This is a genomic window from Streptomyces sp. NRRL F-2664 (assembly GCF_000719345.1).
Lineage (GTDB): Bacteria > Actinomycetota > Actinomycetes > Streptomycetales > Streptomycetaceae > Streptomyces.
Genome location: NZ_JOFX01000019.1, coordinates 1 through 15634, shown reverse-complemented (window position 1 = coordinate 15634; position 15634 = coordinate 1). Strand labels below are relative to the sequence as shown.

The following is a 15634-nucleotide window of genomic DNA, read 5'->3' as shown; positions in this document are numbered from 1 at the left end:
GGCCGGGCCTACGTCCCCCGCGGCCGCCGGGAGGCGCCCGGCGCCGGCCGCGGGTAGGTCCTGGACTGCTTCACGCTGCCGTACGCGAAGCTCGACTCGATCGAGGCGATTCCGGGGATCGCGTGGATCCGGTGGCGCACCAGGGCCTCGTACGCCTCCAGATCCTCGATGACGACCCGGAGGAGGTAGTCGCTGCTGCCCGCCATCAGGTAGCAGTCCTGGATGTGCTCGATGACCGCGACGTGCTCCTCGAAGAGCCGCACCGCCTCCGCCGTGTGCCGCTCCAGCCGTATCCGGACGAAGACGGTCACCGGCAGCCCGAAGGCGACCTGGTCGACCATGGCGGTGTAACCGCGGATCAGGCCCGCCTCCTCCAGCCGCCGGACCCGGCGCAGGCAGGGCGACGGGGAGAGCCGTACGCGGTCCGCCAGTTCCTGGTTGGAAAGGCGCCCGTCCGTCTGCAACTCCCGGATGATCTGCAGATCGACTGCGTCCATGGCCACTCCTTGGCAGATCCTGCCCCAAACGTATGTCCGAGCGGCAGAACTGGCAATCGGCTGCCCCGGCCGAAGCCCTAGCGTTGCTCCCGAACGGGCCGGACCGGTCCGTGCCCCGGAGGCTGGAGTGGATCCCTTGGTCGCGACGCACACCACCCGGGCGACCCTGCCTCCCGATGCGGCGGGCCCGCGCGCCGGACACCCCGGCGGGCGCGGGCTCTCCCCGCAGGCCCAGGGCATGCTGGCCCTGCTGGTGACCGTGTCGATCTGGGCGGCGTTCGCCCTCAGCGCCCGCGCCCTGAGCACCTCCTCACTGCTGCCCGCGGACGCGGCCCTGCTGCGCTTCGGTCTGCCGCCCCTCCTGCTGCTGCCCGCCCTGTGGCGGCGCCGCCGCGCCCTCGCCGCCGTGCGCCCCGGCCCGGCCCTGAAGATCGTCTGCGGGGCCGGGGTGCCGTTCTTCCTGGCCGCGATGCACGGCGGAGCGCTGACCTCTGCGGCCTTCGTCGGCTCCATCGTCCCCGGCATGGTCCCGCTCTTCGTCTCCCTGATCATGATCCGGCGCGGCCACGGCGTCCCCCGGGGGACCCAGGCCCTCGGCCTCGCGCTGATCGCCACCGGGGTCGTCGCCCTCGTCTGGCGCTACGTCGTCCCCGTGGACACGGCCGTCCTCGCCGGCTCCGGCACCCTGCTGGTCGCCAGCGGCCTGTGGGCCCTCTACACCGTGGGGCTGCGCGAGGTGGACCTCGACCCCGTGGGGTCGATCGGCCTGCTGTGCCTGCCCTCCTTCCTGATCGTCGCGCTGCTCGTCCTGACCGGCGTCCTGCCCACCGGGATCGCCCGGGCGACCGGCGGCGACATCGCACTGTTCCTGGTCGTGCAGGGGCTCGGGGTCGGGCTGTGCGCGGGTCTGCTGTACGCCTTCGCCATCCGCCGCCTCGGCGCCGAACGCAGCTCCGTCGTCGGCAGCCTCAGCCCCGTCGCCGTGGTCCTGCTCGCGATCCCCCTGCTCGGCGAATCACCGACCGCCGCCGTCCTGGCCGGCGTGCCCCTGATCACCGCCGGCGTCGTCCTCGCCAACCGCCGCCCCCGACCCGAGGTCCCCGCAGATGCTTGAGCTCCTTCCCCCGCCGCCCACCGACCCGCTGTGGGACCTGACGTACGAGTTCGGCGGCGACGAGCGGCCCGAACGCCTCAACCTCGTCCTCGGCGTCTACCGGGACCAGAGCGGGACCACCCCCGTGATGGCAGCCGTCCGGGAGGCCGAGATCCGGCTCGCCGAGCGCTCCGAGTCCAAGGAGTACCGCGGCCTCTCCGGGAACACCGCCTTCAACAGCGCCCTGCTCGACCTGGTCCTGGGCCCCGACGGGCCCGCCGAGCGGGCCGCCGCCGTCCAGACCGTAGCGGGCTCCGGAGCGCTGCGACTCCTCGCCGACCTGGTCTTCCGTACCCGGCCGGGCGCCACGGTGTGGATCAGTGACCCCGCCTACGTCAACCACCGGCCCATCCTGGAGGCAGCCGGCCTCACGGTCCGCACCTTCGGCTGGCGGGACGCCGAGGGCGGCTTCGACGCGGCCGGGGCGCTGCGGCAGCTGGCGGACGCCCGGCGCGACGACGTCGTCCTGCTCCAGGGCTGCTGCCACAACCCGACGGGCGTCGACCCGCTCCTCGACGACTGGGAGGCGCTGGCCGAGTCGGCGCTGCGCGGCGGCTGGGTGCCCTTCGTCGACCTCGCCTACCACGGGCTCGGCGACGGCCTGGAGGCCGACCTGCTGGCCACACGGCTGCTGGCGGCCCGGGTGCCCGAGATGCTGATCGCGGTCAGCTGCTCGAAGAACTTCGGCCTCTACAGCGACCGCGTCGGCTGCGCCATCGTGCTCGGCGCCTCCGCCCGGGCCGTACGGCACGCCGAGACGGCCCTGCAGAACGCAGCCCGCACCCTGTACTCGATGCCGCCCGAGCACGGCGCGGCCGTCGTGACGACGATCCTCCAGGACCAGGGGCTGCGGGCCTCCTGGCGGGCCGAGCTGGACCTCATGCGCAACCGGATCATGGCCAACCGCGCGGACCTGACCGCCCACCTCGACGCCCTCGGCCGCACGGACCAGGCACGCGCGCTGGCCCGCCAGAAGGGCATGTTCTCCATGCTGCCGCTGACCCCGAACCAGATGCTCCGGCTGCGCAGGCAGTACGCCATCTACGGGACGACCTCGGGGCGCATCAACATCGCCGGCATACCGGCCCACCGGATCCCGTGCCTGGCCCAGGGGATCGCTGCGGTCCTGGACACGGCGGAGGTCCCCCGCCCCCGCGAACCCGCTCAGGGCGTGTCGTGCGCAACACCCCCTCGAGAAGCCCGGTGCTCCTGAAGCACCGCCGAGGGCTTCGATACCTTCGGCGGTGCGCCGTCCCTCCCTGCGCACCACGGACGCACCTGGCCAGCCCTGCGGGACGTACGCTGGAAGGAATCCGCGTCGCACTCCGCACGAGGCCGACGGGAGGTGGCCATGACGGCAGAGCCGGACCTCCGGGTCGCCCGCGGGCCCGGCGCCACGGTCTGGGCCCCCGAGACGGTCACGGACGACCCCTTCAACGCGCAGACCCCCGCGGCCGCCCTGGCCGAGCCGACCACCCCGGCAGCGGCCCTCTTCGTACGCGACCACTTCGGCATCCCGGAGGCCGACCCCGGCCGGTGGCGGCTCCGGGTCGGCGGCGCCGTCGCCACCCCCCTCTGCGTCGGCCACGAGGAACTCCTCGCCCTGGAACACCAGGAGCTCGACGTCGTCCTGGAATGCGCGGGCAACGGCCGAAGCCTCATGCGGCCGCTGCCGCCCGGCCTGCCCTGGAGCCAGCGGGCGGTGGGCTGCGCACGCTTCGCCGGCGTGCCCTTCCTCCTCCTCGCCGATCGCGCCGGCATCGACCCCGCCGCCGTCGAGATCCTGTTCACCGGAGCCGATCGCGGCACCGTGCGCGGCCGCGGCACCCCCTTCGCACGCAGCCTCCCCCTCGCCGTGGCCCGCCACCCGGACACCCTCCTGGCCACCCGCATGAACGGCGCACCCCTCACCCCCGAGCACGGCGCGCCGGTCCGCCTGGTCGTCCCCGGCCGGTACGCCGTCGCCGATGTGAAGTGGCTGGTCGGCGCGGAGGCCCTCACCCGCCCGTTCGACGGCGTCTTCCAGGCCGAGGAGTACCTCTACCTCGACCCCCGCGGCACCCCGGAGGGCCCGGTGACCGCCCTGCGGGTCAAGTCGCTCATCACCGAGCCCGCACCGGACGAGGACCTGCGCCGCGGCCACGAGAGCGTGGTCCGCGGCCACGCCTGGTCCGGCGACGGCGTCCCCGTGCGCCGGGTCGAGGTACGCGCCGAGCACGCCGACGACGGCCGCGACCGGGAACACGTGCGCGGATGGCAGCCGGCCGTCCTCGAACCGCCGGCCGGCCCCTACGCCTGGCGCAGCTGGTCCTACCGGTGGACGCCGCAAGAGCCGGGACCGTACCGGGTGCTGTCCCGCGCGACCGACGCCCGCGGCGACGCTCAGCCGTCGCAGGCCCCGTGGAACGCCCGTGGCTACGGCTGCAACCCCGTGGCCTGCGTGGAGGTGGTGGTCGTATGAACGGTTCCGAGGCGACGATCGACGTCATCCCCACCCCCTCGCTCGGGGACACCAGCTACCTGCTCGTCAGCGGCGACGAGGCCGCCCTCGTCGACCCGCAGCGCGACTGCTGGGAGCTGATGGAAACCTGCTCGGCCAAAGGGGTCGGGATCCGGTACGTCCTGGAGACCCACATCCACAACGACTACGTCTCCGGCGCGCTGGAGGTCCGCGCGGCGACCGGGGCCACGATCGCCGGCCCGGCCCGCGCCCCGTACGCCTTCGACCACCTGCCCCTCGCCCAGGACGACGAGGTCCGCGTCGGCGACGTGACCGTGCGGGCCGTCGAAACCCCGGGCCACACCGCTGAGCACACCGCCTACCTGGTCTTCGACGACGACTCCCGGGCCCCCTCCGCCGTCTTCACCGGAGGCAGCCTCCTCGTCGGCAACGCCGGCCGCACCGACCTGTCCGGCGGCGGCCGCACCGAGGAGCTGGCCCGGGCCCAGTACCGCACGCTGCGCCGGCTCGCCCTCCTTCCGGACGGCACGCGCGTCCTGCCGACACACGGCGCGGGCAGCTCCTGTGCGGCCGGCCCGGTGTCGGGGGAGCGGACCAGCACGGTCGGCGCAGAGCGTCGCACCAACCCCGTGCTCACCGCGCAGGACGAGGAGGAGTTCGTCCGCGCACGCCTGTCCGGCCTGCCCCCCTACCCGGCGTACTACCGCCACATGGGCTCCGTCAACGGCGCCGGGCCCCGAGTGCTGGGCGGCCCGCCCCGGGTGCGTCCGCTCGGTCCGACCGTGGTCGAAGGGCTTCTCGGCGGCGGCGCGCAGATCGTCGACGCACGCAGCCGGGCGGCCTTCGCCGCCGGCCATCTCCCCGACTCCCTCTGCGACGAGCTCGACGAGCGCTTCGCGAGCCTGGTCGGCGAGGTCGTGCCCTTCGGCACCCGGCTGGTCCTGGTCCTGCCGGAGCCGGCCGACCAGGCCGCCCACGAGGCTGCGGTCCAGCTGCTGCGCATCGGATACGACGACATCGCCGGATACCTGGCGGGAGGCACCGACGCCTGGGCGGCCGCCGGCCGTCCGCTGCGCACCTTCCCCACCACGGACGCGACCGCCCTGGCCGGACGCGTCGACGGCAAGCGGGTGCTCGACGTCCGCCCGGACCGCCCCGAAGGGGGCGTCCCCGGCTCGCTCGCCGTGCCCCTCGCCGAGCTGCCGCGCAGGATCGGCGAGCTGCCAAGGGACCAGGAGATCTGGGTGGTGTGCGACAGCGGCCGCCGGGCGGCCGTCGCGGCGGGCCTGGTCGACCGGGCGGGCATCCCCGTGACCGCGGTGATCAGCGGCGGGGTCCGGGAGCTGATGGCGCGCCCTTGACGGAGTCCCCGCCCGCACAGCGCCCGGCCGGGGCGGCGCCGCAGCCGCCGTGACCTGCCAGGGGTTTCGAGCCGCCCCTGCGGAGGTACTGGTCCTCACCTGGTCCTTCCGGCGGACGCAGAGCCCGGCGCCGACGCCTCGGATAGGGTGAATCGGTAGGAATCGGGCGCCCGGGGTGAGGTCGGTGTGGAGACGTACCAGTCGACGAGCGCGGTGCCGGACCCGCCGGCCGCGGCAGTCGGCTATGCGGGCGTACTCCGCGAGCTGCTGCCGATCGCCCTGTGGCGGGAGGACGCCGACGGGCGCATCGTGGAGTGGTCGCTGGCCGCGCAGGACCTGCTCGGGCACCGCCCCGAGGACATCCTCGGCCGCCCCGGCGCGACCGTCCTGGTCCCCGAGGCCAACCACGAGCTGGCCGCCCAGCTGACCCGCCGCGTCCAGGCCGGCGAAGCCGTCGTCGGCACCCTCCCCGTACGCCACCGCGACGGACACCGCGTCGTCATGGAGATGTGGATCGTCCCCGCCGTCGACGCCGCCGGCCGCACCGGAGCCCTGCTCATCGCCGTGGAGACCTCCGAGGTCCTCCACATGCGCGACTCCCTCGCCGCCCTGCAGAGCCTCTTCACCCAGTCGCCCATCGGCCTCGCCACCCTCGGCCCCGACCTGCGCTTCCTCCGCGTCAACGACGCGCTCGCCCGGATGAACGGCGTCCCCGCCGCCGAGCACCTCGGCAGACGCCTCACCGACGTCGTCCCCGGGGTCAACGCCGTCGCCCTGGAGGCGACGATGCAGCAGGTCCTCGACAGTGGCACCGCCGTCGTCGACGTGCGCCGCACCGGCCGGACCCCCGCCGACCCCGACCGGGACCGGACCTGGTCCTGCTCCTACGCCCCCCTCCTCGACGGCTCCGGGCGCCCCCTCGGCGTCATCGCCTCCCTCATCGACATCACCGAGCGGCAGCAGGCCCAGGCCGAGGCCGAACGGGCCCGGCACCGCTTCGCCGTGCTCGCCGAGGCCGGCACCCGCATCGGCACGACCCTGGACCTGCACCAGACCGCCCAGGAGATCGTCGACCTGCTCGTACCGCACCTCGCGGACTCCGCCGACGTACAACTGCTCGAATCGGTCCTCGGCCCCGACGAAGGCGCGGCGCCCGCCGCCTCCACCCGCGGACTCCTGCGCCGCCTGGCGGCCCGGTTCCCCGACCCCGCCGCCCCCACCGCCAAACTCACCGCCGGCCAGACCTTCCAGATCCCCGCGGGCACCGTCTACGAACGGGTCGTCGCCGAGGGCCGGCCCATGAACCTCTACGTCTCCGACATCCCCGCACTGATCACCTCCCCGCGTGCCGCCGCCCTGCGGACCTACCTGGCCACCCTGGGCTCGGCCCGCCTCGTCCCGCTCGTCGCCCGCGGCACCGTGCTGGGGGCGGTCACCGTGACCCGGACCCGCGAGCGCGAGCCCTTCGACGCCGAGGACTGCGTCCTCGTCGACGAACTGGTCGCCCGCGCCGCCCTCAACATCGACAACGCCCGCATGTACACCCGCCAGCGCCAGGCGGCCCTGACCCTCCAGCGCAGCCTCACCAACAGCGCCCTGCCCGAGGTCCCCGGCCTCGACCTCACCGGCCGCTACCTGCCCGCCAGCGACCACGACGTCGGCGGCGACTGGTTCGACGCCATCCCGCTGCCCGGCGGCCGGACCGGACTCGTCATCGGCGACGTCATGGGCCACGGCGTCCACGCGGCCGCCGTCATGGGCCAGCTGCGCACGGCCGTACGCACCCTCGCGCGCCACGGCGTACCTCCCGCGCAGCTGCTCCGCTCCCTCGACGCCGTCGTCGCCGACCTCGGCGAGGACGAGATGGCGACCTGCGTGTACGCCGTGCACCACGCGGCGTCCGGCACCTGCGCGATCGCCCGCGCCGGCCACCCGCCGCCGGCCGTCGTCGCCCCCGGTGGGGCCGTCACCTTCCTCCACGGCCCGCCGGGGACCCCGCTGGGCGCCGGCGGGCGCGACTTCCGCACCGAGGAGGTGCGCCTGACACCGGGCACCCTGCTCGTCCTCTACACCGACGGACTCATCGAAGCCCGCGACCGCGACCTCGACCAGGGCATGGCACAGCTGGGACAGGCCCTGCACGGGGTGGAGGAGCCCCTGGAAGGGCTCTGCGACCGGATTCTGCGGCGGCTGCTGCCCTGCGCGCAGCAGGACGACGTGGCGATGCTGCTCGCCCGCGCCCGGCCCCTGTGAGACGCCCTCCGGCGGCCCGCCGCCTTCACCAGGCCAGGTCCTCCAGCGCATCCAGGTCCAGCGGCACCGGCGGCTGCGGCTCGGCACCGCCGGTCAGCGGCAGCTCCGCCCAGATCACCTTCCCGCGGTCCGTGTAGCGGGTGCCCCACCGCTCGGCGTACTGCGCGACGAGGAACAGCCCGCGCCCTCCCTCGTCGGTGGTGGCCGCGTACCGCAGGTGCGGGGAGGTGCTGCTGCTGTCGGAGACCTCGCAGATCAGGGTCCGGTCGCGGAGCAGGCGGACCCCGACGGGCGCGCTCCCGTACCGGATCGCGTTGGTGATCAGCTCGCTCAGGATCAGCTCCGCGGTGAAGGCGATGTCCCCCAGGCCCCACTCGACGAGTTGCGCCGACCCCGCGTTGCGCACCCGGGAGACGGCCGAGTACTCCTCGGGCACCTCCCACTCGGCGATCCGGTCCGCCTCCAGCCGCCGGGTGTCCGCGACCAGCAGGGCGATGTCGTCGCTCGGCACCGGGAACAGCATCGCGGCCAGCACGTCCGAGCATGCCTGGTCGGGGCTGCGTCCGGGCCGCGACAGCGTCTCGGCGAGCAGGCGCCGACCCGTGTCGAAGTCCCGGTCGCGGTCCTCCACCAGCCCGTCCGTGAACAGGACGAGCCGGCTTCCCTCGGGCAGCTGGAACTCGACCGCCTCGAAGGGCATCCCGCCGACGCCCAGCGGGATCCCGGCCGGGAGTTCGGGGAACTCCACCTTGCCGTCGGGCCGGATCAGCGCCGGACCGGGATGGCCGGCGCTCGCCATCCGGCACCGGCCCGAGACCGGGTCGTAGACCGCGTAGAGGCAGGTCGCGCCGGTGACCGACGAAGCCCGCTCGGCCGCCTCGTCGGGCTCCGCCGCCCAGCCGGCCGCGCCGCTCCCGCCGGCCCGGCCGTCGCCGTCCGCGGCGGCCCCGGCCTCCTCCTGGTCGATCCGGTTGATCAGGTCGTCCAGGTGCCCGAGCAGCTCGTCGGGCGGCAGGTCCAAGGTGGAGAAGTTGTGCACCGCGGTCCGCAGCCGGCCCATGGTGGCCGCGGCGTGCACCCCGTGCCCGACGACATCACCCACCACCAGCGCCACCCTGGCGCCCGGCAGCTGGATCACGTCGAACCAGTCGCCCCCCACCCCCGCCTTCGCCGGCAGGTAGCGGTAGGCCACGTCCACGGCGCTCTGGTCGGGCAGCACCCGGGGCAGGAGGCTGCGCTGGAGCGTCACGGCCATGGCGTGCTCGCGGGTGAAGCGGCGGGCGTTGTCGATGGAGACGGCCGCCCGCGCCCCCAGCTCCTCGGCGAAGGACAGGTCCTCCTCCTCGAACGGCTCCGGAGTGTCGGCCCGCCAGAAGTTGGCCATGCCCAGGACCACCCCGCGGGCCTGGAGCGGCACGGAGATCAGCGAGTGCAGCCCGTAGTCCAGAGCCACCCGCGTCCCCTGGGAGTCCTGGGCCCGCCAGCCCATCGCGGCGTTCAGGTCCGCAGCGAGCACCGCGTGCCCGGCGGCCAGGGCCGCCGCCATGGGAGCCGTCGGCACCTCGAACCGGATCAGGTCGCCGACCGGCTGGAGCGGCGAGTCCGTACGGATGCCGCTGATGGCCGCCCGCCGCATCTCGGTGTGCACACCGGAACCGGAAGGCTCGTCACCGCGCAGCACGGGCTCCAGCAGCTCCACCGTCACGAAGTCGGCGAAGCGCGGCACGGCCACCTCCGACAGCTCCTCGGCGGTCCGCGACACGTCCAGCGTGGTGCCGATCCGCACACCGGCGTCGTAGAGCAGCTGCAGGCGGCTGCGGGCGACCTCGGCCCGGCCGGACAGCGCGGCCAGCTCCGTCGTGTCGCGCAAGGTCACCACACGGCCCGCCGGCCGTCCCGCGTACGCCATCGTGGGCCGTACGTTGACCGCCAGCAGCCGGTCGCCCGCCAGGTGCACGTGGTCGGTCACGACCCGGCCCGAGGCGAGCAGCTCGGTGGTGCGCGGGTCGAGACCGAGGTCGACGACGTGCCGCTCCTCGGCGTCCTGCGGCAGGTCGAGCAGCCTGCGGGCCTCGTCGTTGGCCAGGATGAGCCGCTGGTCGTTGCCGATGATGAGCACGCCCTCGCGCACGGCGTGCAGAACCGCCTCGTGGTGTTCGTTCATCCGGGTCATTTCGGCGGCGCCCAGGCCGCGCGTCTGGCGCAGCAGCCGCCGGCTGACCAGGGCGGCGCCGGCGGTACCGACCAGCAGACCGCCGGCCGTGGCGCCCACCAGCAGCGGGAGCTGGCCCTCGACCGCTTGGGAGACGTTCCCCACCTCGATGCCCGTGCCGACCAGCCCGATGACCTCGCCGTCCGCGTTCCGTACGGGCACCACGGCCCGCACGGCGTCACTCGGCTGCCCCTTGAACACCTGGGTGAAGGACTCCCCGGCTGCGGCCCGGGAGACGTCCGAGGCCTGCCGGCCGATCAGCTCGGGCCGCGAGTCGGTGTAGCGGACCCCCCGGATGTCCATCACCGCGATGAAGTCGAGCCCCGAGGCCTTGCGGGCGGCCTCCGCCAGCGGCTGCAGCTCCGCCGTCGGGTCGCGCGACATCAGCGCCTCGGGGAGCCCGGGGGCGTGCGCGAAGGCCTCGGCGGCGGCGAGCGAGCGGTTGCGGGCGTCGCGCTGGCTGTCGAAGCGGGCCTGGAGGACCAGGGCCAGTGCGGCGGCGGTGATCAGCAGCAGCACGATCACCGCCTGGAGGGCGAAGACCTGACCGGCGACGCTGTGCGCCCCCCGGGACAGGCGCGCGGACAGGCGCGAACCCCACCCGGTCGGCTGTCGACCAAAACGTCCGGTCATGAGCCCTTTCTAACACTGTCCCGGGCAGGGGGCGTGACCACGGAACCGCCGCCGGCCCCGCGGTCGGCCGCCTCGGAACGGCCGGAGCCCGGCACCCACTGGGCGTGTCTTTCGGATCAGGCCGAGTCGGCACGATCCGAAGGACGCGCCCTGGGGGCCGGGCCCGTGCGGCGCAGCGGTCAGAGGACGTCGGCGGCGATGCCGGCCGCGACCTCCTCCAGGAGGGGACCGGCGTTCGGGATGGACTTGGCCGGGTCCGGCTCCAGGTCCGTCAGCGGGTACGCCTTGCGGATACCGGCGGCCTGCAGGGCCTCCTGGTCCAGCAGCAGCCGGCCGCAGACCGCGACCACCGGCTTGCCGGCCGCGCGGGCGGCCGCCGCGACGCCCGCAGGGGCCTTGCCGTGCAGCGTCTGCTCGTCCAGCGAGCCCTCACCGGTGATGACGAGCGTGGCCCGCTCCAGCGCCGGCGCGAAGCCCAGCACCTCCAGCATCAGCTCGATACCGGGCCGGAAGCGGGCACCGAGCAGCAGCGCGCCGAAACCGATGCCGCCCGCACCGCCCGCGCCGGGGGAGGCGGCCAGCTCGGCGGCCTTCGGGCCGATCGCCTTCTCCAGCACCTGCGCGTAGTGCGCCAGCGCCGCGTCCAGGGTCGCCACGTCCTCGGGCGACGCGCCCTTCTGCGGGCCGTAGACGGCCGCGCAGCCCTTCGGGCCGGTCAGCGGGTTGTCCACGTCGCTGGCCAGGACGAAGTCGACCTCGGCGAAGCGCGGGTCCACGCCCGACAGGTCCGCCGACGCCAGGTCGGCCAGTGCTCCGCCGCCCGGACCGACCGGTTCGCCGTTCGCATCCAGGAACACCGCGCCGAGCGCCGCCAGCATGCCCGCGCCGCCGTCCGTCGTGGCGCTGCCGCCGACGCCGAAGACGATCGAGCGGGCACCCGCGTCCAGCGCGGCCTTGAGGACCTCGCCCGAGCCGTAGGTGGTCGCCGTCAGCGGGGCGAAGGTGCCCGCCGGCAGCAGCTGGAGGCCGGAGGCCTCCGCCATCTCGACCACCGCGGTGCCCGCGCGCAGCGCGAAGGCGGCCGTGACCTGGTCGCCGAGGGGTCCGGTGACCCGCACCTCCCGGCGTTCGAAACCGGCCGCCACGGCGGCCGCGACCGTGCCGTCGCCGCCGTCCGCGACGGGGAGGGTCTCGACCTCCACGTCCGGTACGGCCCTGCGAAGGCCGGCCGTCACCCGCTCCGCGACCTGAACGGCCGTGAGCGAGCCCTTGAATTTGTCCGCGGCGATGAGCACGCGCGCGGCCTCAGTTACTGCTCCGTCCGTCACCTTGCTATCCCTTGCTATCGAACAGTGCAGTCGCGCCTCCATGAGCTTATCCGGAGGATCCTCCTATGCCCATGAGTGGCCTGGGTCACACGGGGTGCACCATGCGCCCGAATGGGGACATATGCCTGCACGGCGTGGCCGCACGAGCGCCGCGTCACCGGACCGGCGGCGCGGGCGGCCGACCGGCGCCGCCTCGGTAGGGTGACCCGGTGACCACCACGGATGACTACGCCTCCTACATCGCGAGCCTGCCCCGGGTGCTGGCCGGCGCGGCCGCCCTCTATCGGGACGCCGCCGGCCGGGTCCTGCTCGTGGAGCCCAACTACCGCGAGGGCTGGGCCCTGCCGGGCGGCACCGTCGAGTCGGACCGGGGCGAGTCGCCGCGCACCGCCGCCCGCCGCGAGAGCGCCGAGGAGATCGGCGTCGACGTCCCCCTCGGCCGCCTCCTCGCCGTCGACTGGACCATCGGCCCCGACCGGCCGCCGCTCGTCGCGTACCTGTACGACGGGGGAGTGCTCGACGAGGCCCGGCTGGCCTCGATCAGGCTCCAGGAGGAGGAACTCCTCTCGTGGCGGATGGTCGAGCCCGCCGAGCTCACCGCGTACCTGCCCGGAGCGCTGGGGCGGCGCGCCCAGGAGGCGTACCGCGTCCTCCAGTCGCGCGAGGGAACGGCGGAACTGGAGAACGGCCGGCGCCCGGTCACCCCGTAAACACCCGGCATACTGCGACCAGGACAGAATCAGAAGATGATCACGATGTACGCCTGGCCGAGCACGGCCGACGGGCCGGACGCCCTGCCCATGGTCCACTTCACGACGGACGAGCAGGCAGGTGGTGAGGTCGCCCCCGACGGTACGCCGGTGTGGCTCTTCGACACCGCGATACGCGAGGGCGGCTGGGCGCAGTTCGCCGACTTCGAGGGCTGGTCCACGCCCGCCGCCGACTGGCGGGCCCTCTACCGCCGCGAGGACGACGTCCTCGCCGTCACCGGCCCCGGCGCCTGCCAGGGCTGGTACGAGGGCACCCTCGGGGCCGACGCCGCATGGGTGGCGGCGGCCGCCGCCCAGCAGAGCGTGGTGCTGCTCGCCGCGCCCGTGCAGCACCCGTCGCTCTACGGCTACGCCGTGGAGGCCGGCGCCGCCTTCGCCCTGCTCGTCCCGCTCCTCGTGGTCTGACCCGGAGTCAGGCCAGCAGCTTGGCCTTGGCGCGGTCGAACTCCTCCTGGGTGATGTCGCCCTTGTCCTTGAGCGCGGAGAGCTTGTGGAGCTCGTCCGCCGAACCGCCGCCGGGGCCGGCCGCCTGCTGGACGTACTGCTTGAAGGCCGCCTCGTTCTCCTGCATCTGCTTCATCTCCCGCTCGGTCATGCTCTTCCCGCGGGCGATGAGGTACACGAACACGCCCAGGAAGGGCAGGATCAGCACGAAGATCAGCCAGCCGGCCTTGCCCCAGCCGCCCAGGGTGTGGTCACGGAAGATGTCCGTGATGATCTTGAAGAGCAGGAAGAACCACATGATCCAGAGGAACAGCCACAGCATTGTCCAGAAGAGGTTCAGAAGCGGATAGTCATCCATGCCCGGCTCCGATCGTGTAGCGGTACATCTTTCATACAGGTGGTCCTGTATGTCCGCATTCGGAGCGGTGCGGGCGGTGCTCAGGACCGGGACGCCGCCTCGAAGGCCAGCAGCTGCACCTTCCGCTCCACACCGCCGCCGTACCCGGTCATGCCGCCCGAGGCCCCGATCACCCGGTGGCACGGCACGATGATCCCGACCGGGTTCCTGCCGTTGGCCAGACCCACCGCCCGGGAGGCGTTCGGCTTGCCCAGGCGCGCTGCCAGCTCACCGTAGGACCACGTCTCGCCGTACGGGATCCGCACCAGCTGGTCCCACACGCTGCGCTGGAACTGCGTGCCCTCCAGGCGCAGCGGCAGGTCGAACGCGGTCAGCTCCCCCGCGAAGTACGCGGCCAACTGCCGCACCACTTCGGGGAAGGGCTCCTGCGAGGCGGCCACGCGCTCACCGAAGGACTCCTCGGCCGGCCGGTGGCGCTGCCCGGTCATGTAGAGGCCGCTGAGGACGCCGTCCGCGGCGACCAGGGTGAGCGGGCCGTACGGGCTGTCGACGACGGTGTGCTGCTTGACGTTCATGGCTGCTCCTCAGGCGGGCAGGTGGTTGACGGGGTGGGTGTCCGTGGCCCACAGGTACTGGACGGCATACGCACGCCAGGGCCGCCAGCCGGCCGCCCGTGCCGTCAGCGCGGAGGGGGTGGAGGGCAGACCCAGGCCCTGCGCCGCACGGCGCACGCCGAGATCGGACGGAAGGAACGCGTCCGGGTCGCCGAGCGCCCGCATCGCGATCACCTCGGTGGTCCAGGGACCGAAGCCGGGCAGCGCCGAGAGCTGCGCGCGGGCCGCGTCCCAGTCGCTGTCGAAGCCGAGCGGCAGCGAACCGTCGGCCAGCGCCGAGACCAGCGTGGTGAGGGTGGCACGGCGGCTGCGCGGCAGCGCCAGTGACTCCGGGTCGAGCGCGGCCAGGGCCTGCGGGGAGGGGAAGAGGTGCGTCAGCCCGCCCAGCGGGTCCTCCACCCGCTCGCCGTGGGCCGTGACCAGCCGGGCCGCATGGGTGCGCGCCGCCGCCGTGGACACCTGCTGGCCCAGGACGGCCCGTACGGCGAACTCCGCCGCGTCGACCGTACGGGGTACCCGGCGACCCGGAGCCTTGTCCACCAGCGGTGCCAGCAGCGGGTCCGAACGCAGCTGCTCGTCGACGGCCTCGGGGTCGGCGTCGAGGTCGAGCATCCAGCGGCAGCGGCTGATGGCGATCGTCAGGTCGCGCAGGTCGGTGAGGGCGAGCCGGCAGCCGATGTGGTCGGGCTGCGGGGTCAGGGCGACGACGCCGGTGCCGTGGGGGAGGCGCAGGGTGCGGCGGTAGGCGCCGTCGCGCCACTCCTCCACGCCGGGCACCGCCGTCGCGGCGAGGTGCCCGAAGAGGTTGTCCGGGTTCAGCGGGGCACGGAACGGCAGCCGCAGGCTGATCGTGCCGGGGATCCGGGGCTGGGCGTTCCTGCTGCGTCCGGCCCTTGCCGACCGGTCCCGCAGCTCGCTCGGGGACAGGGCGAACACCTCGCGGACGGTGTCGTTGAAGGTGCGGATGGAGGAGAAGCCGGCGGCGAAGGCCACGTCGCCCATCGGCAGCTCGGAGGTCTCGATGAGCAGCCGGGCGGTCTGCGCGCGCTGGGCCCGGGCCAGGGCGAGGGGGCCGGCACCGAGTTCGGCGTTGAGCTGCCGTTCCACCTGGCGGGTGGAGTAACCGAGGCGCGCCGCCAGTCCCGGCACGCCTTCGCGGTCGACGACCCCGTCCTGGATCAGGCGCATCGCCCGGGCGACGGCGTCGGCGCGGGCGTTCCACTCGGGGGAGCCGGGGCTGGTGTCGGGCCGGCACCGCTTGCATGCGCGGAAGCCGGCCTGCTGGCAGGCGGCGGCGCTGGGCAGGAAGGTCATGTTCTCGACCTTCGGGGGGACGGCGGGGCAGCTGGGCCGGCAGTAGATCCGGGTGGTGAGGACGGCGGTGAAGAACCAGCCGTCGAAGCGGGCGTCCTTCGACTGAACGGCCCTTACGCAGCGCTCGGTGTCGGTGTGCATGGCTCCAGGATCCGGGGCGGAACCGAGGGGGGCTGGCGGTTTTCCGACATCAAGCGTAGCCCTGGCCGGGGGCTCGGCGGGGGTGTGTGGGGGCG

General features: G+C 74.2%; 13 protein-coding genes. 7 read left to right on the top strand and 6 right to left on the bottom strand.

The annotated features are described in order from the left end of the window. Positions 1–8: 8 nt before the first annotated feature. Positions 9–497: an Lrp/AsnC family transcriptional regulator gene (locus IF89_RS0117840; protein ID WP_030768474.1), complete on the bottom strand. Its 489-nt coding sequence runs from the start codon at positions 495–497 to the stop codon at positions 9–11. 136 nt (positions 498–633) lie between these two features. On the opposite strand from IF89_RS0117840, the gene IF89_RS0117835 reads away from it, so the two are divergent. The 5 genes from IF89_RS0117835 (at position 634) to IF89_RS0117815 (ending at position 7725) form a co-directional block, all read left to right on the top strand. Then, the gene (locus IF89_RS0117835) at positions 634–1611 is read left to right on the top strand and encodes a DMT family transporter (protein WP_030768472.1); all 978 of its coding nucleotides are present in this window, start codon (positions 634–636) and stop codon (positions 1609–1611) included. After that, positions 1604–2863: an aromatic amino acid transaminase gene (locus IF89_RS0117830; protein WP_078628371.1), complete on the top strand. Its 1260-nt coding sequence runs from the start codon at positions 1604–1606 to the stop codon at positions 2861–2863. Before IF89_RS0117835 ends, IF89_RS0117830 begins: the two co-directional genes overlap by 8 nt. 138 nt (positions 2864–3001) lie before the next feature. Then, a complete protein-coding gene (locus tag IF89_RS0117825; protein ID WP_158717879.1) occupies positions 3002–4111 on the top strand; it encodes a sulfite oxidase in 1110 nt (369 codons plus the stop codon). Next, positions 4108–5472, top strand: a complete 1365-nt coding sequence (locus IF89_RS0117820) for an MBL fold metallo-hydrolase (protein WP_043194082.1) — start codon at positions 4108–4110, stop codon at positions 5470–5472. Before IF89_RS0117825 ends, IF89_RS0117820 begins: the two co-directional genes overlap by 4 nt. A gap of 186 nt (positions 5473–5658) precedes the next feature. Then, positions 5659–7725 carry a SpoIIE family protein phosphatase gene (locus tag IF89_RS0117815; protein WP_043194081.1) on the top strand — a complete coding sequence of 689 codons (2067 nt, stop codon included), beginning with the start codon at positions 5659–5661 and terminating at the stop codon, positions 7723–7725. Positions 7726–7750: 25 nt separating this feature from the next. Here IF89_RS0117815 and IF89_RS0117810 read toward each other — a convergent pair whose 3' ends face one another. Next, positions 7751–10570 (bottom strand): SpoIIE family protein phosphatase, encoded by a 2820-nt coding sequence (locus tag IF89_RS0117810; RefSeq protein ID WP_030768463.1) that lies wholly within the window; start codon positions 10568–10570, stop codon positions 7751–7753. Between the two features lie 179 nt (positions 10571–10749). After that, positions 10750–11898, bottom strand: a complete 1149-nt coding sequence (locus IF89_RS0117805; protein ID WP_051807206.1) for a glycerate kinase — start codon at positions 11896–11898, stop codon at positions 10750–10752. 209 nt (positions 11899–12107) lie between these two features. Between IF89_RS0117805 and IF89_RS0117800 the strand changes: the two genes are divergently transcribed. Together IF89_RS0117800 and IF89_RS0117795 are read left to right on the top strand one after the other, a co-directional pair. Then, a complete protein-coding gene (locus IF89_RS0117800; RefSeq protein ID WP_030768458.1) occupies positions 12108–12608 on the top strand; it encodes an NUDIX domain-containing protein in 501 nt (166 codons plus the stop codon). A gap of 36 nt (positions 12609–12644) precedes the next feature. Beyond that, positions 12645–13073, top strand: a complete 429-nt coding sequence (locus tag IF89_RS0117795; protein WP_030768456.1) for a hypothetical protein — start codon at positions 12645–12647, stop codon at positions 13071–13073. 7 nt (positions 13074–13080) lie between these two features. On the opposite strand, the gene IF89_RS0117790 is transcribed toward IF89_RS0117795, so the two are convergent. The 3 genes from IF89_RS0117790 to IF89_RS0117780 all read right to left on the bottom strand — a co-directional run bounded on the left by IF89_RS0117790 (position 13081) and on the right by IF89_RS0117780 (position 15539). Continuing rightward, a complete protein-coding gene (locus IF89_RS0117790) occupies positions 13081–13470 on the bottom strand; it encodes an SHOCT domain-containing protein (RefSeq protein WP_030665180.1) in 390 nt (129 codons plus the stop codon). 80 nt (positions 13471–13550) lie between these two features. Beyond that, entirely contained in the window at positions 13551–14045 is a 495-nt protein-coding gene (locus tag IF89_RS0117785) for a methylated-DNA--[protein]-cysteine S-methyltransferase (protein WP_030768455.1), read from the bottom strand. Positions 14046–14054: 9 nt separating this feature from the next. Beyond that, on the bottom strand, positions 14055–15539 hold the full coding sequence (locus IF89_RS0117780) for an AlkA N-terminal domain-containing protein (RefSeq protein ID WP_030768454.1): 1485 nt from the start codon (positions 15537–15539) through the stop codon (positions 14055–14057). Positions 15540–15634 lie beyond the last annotated feature (95 nt).

Coding starts and splice junctions, on each gene's coding strand:
- IF89_RS0117830 (WP_078628371.1), top strand. CDS start 1,604: ATGCTTGAGCTCCTTCCCCCGCCGCCCACCGACCCGCTGTGGGACCTG.
- IF89_RS0117840 (WP_030768474.1), bottom strand. CDS start 497: ATGGACGCAGTCGATCTGCAGATCATCCGGGAGTTGCAGACGGACGGG.
- IF89_RS0117820 (WP_043194082.1), top strand. CDS start 4,108: ATGAACGGTTCCGAGGCGACGATCGACGTCATCCCCACCCCCTCGCTC.
- IF89_RS0117790 (WP_030665180.1), bottom strand. CDS start 13,470: ATGGATGACTATCCGCTTCTGAACCTCTTCTGGACAATGCTGTGGCTG.
- IF89_RS0117795 (WP_030768456.1), top strand. CDS start 12,645: ATGATCACGATGTACGCCTGGCCGAGCACGGCCGACGGGCCGGACGCC.
- IF89_RS0117810 (WP_030768463.1), bottom strand. CDS start 10,570: ATGACCGGACGTTTTGGTCGACAGCCGACCGGGTGGGGTTCGCGCCTG.
- IF89_RS0117785 (WP_030768455.1), bottom strand. CDS start 14,045: ATGAACGTCAAGCAGCACACCGTCGTCGACAGCCCGTACGGCCCGCTC.
- IF89_RS0117780 (WP_030768454.1), bottom strand. CDS start 15,539: ATGCACACCGACACCGAGCGCTGCGTAAGGGCCGTTCAGTCGAAGGAC.
- IF89_RS0117825 (WP_158717879.1), top strand. CDS start 3,002: ATGACGGCAGAGCCGGACCTCCGGGTCGCCCGCGGGCCCGGCGCCACG.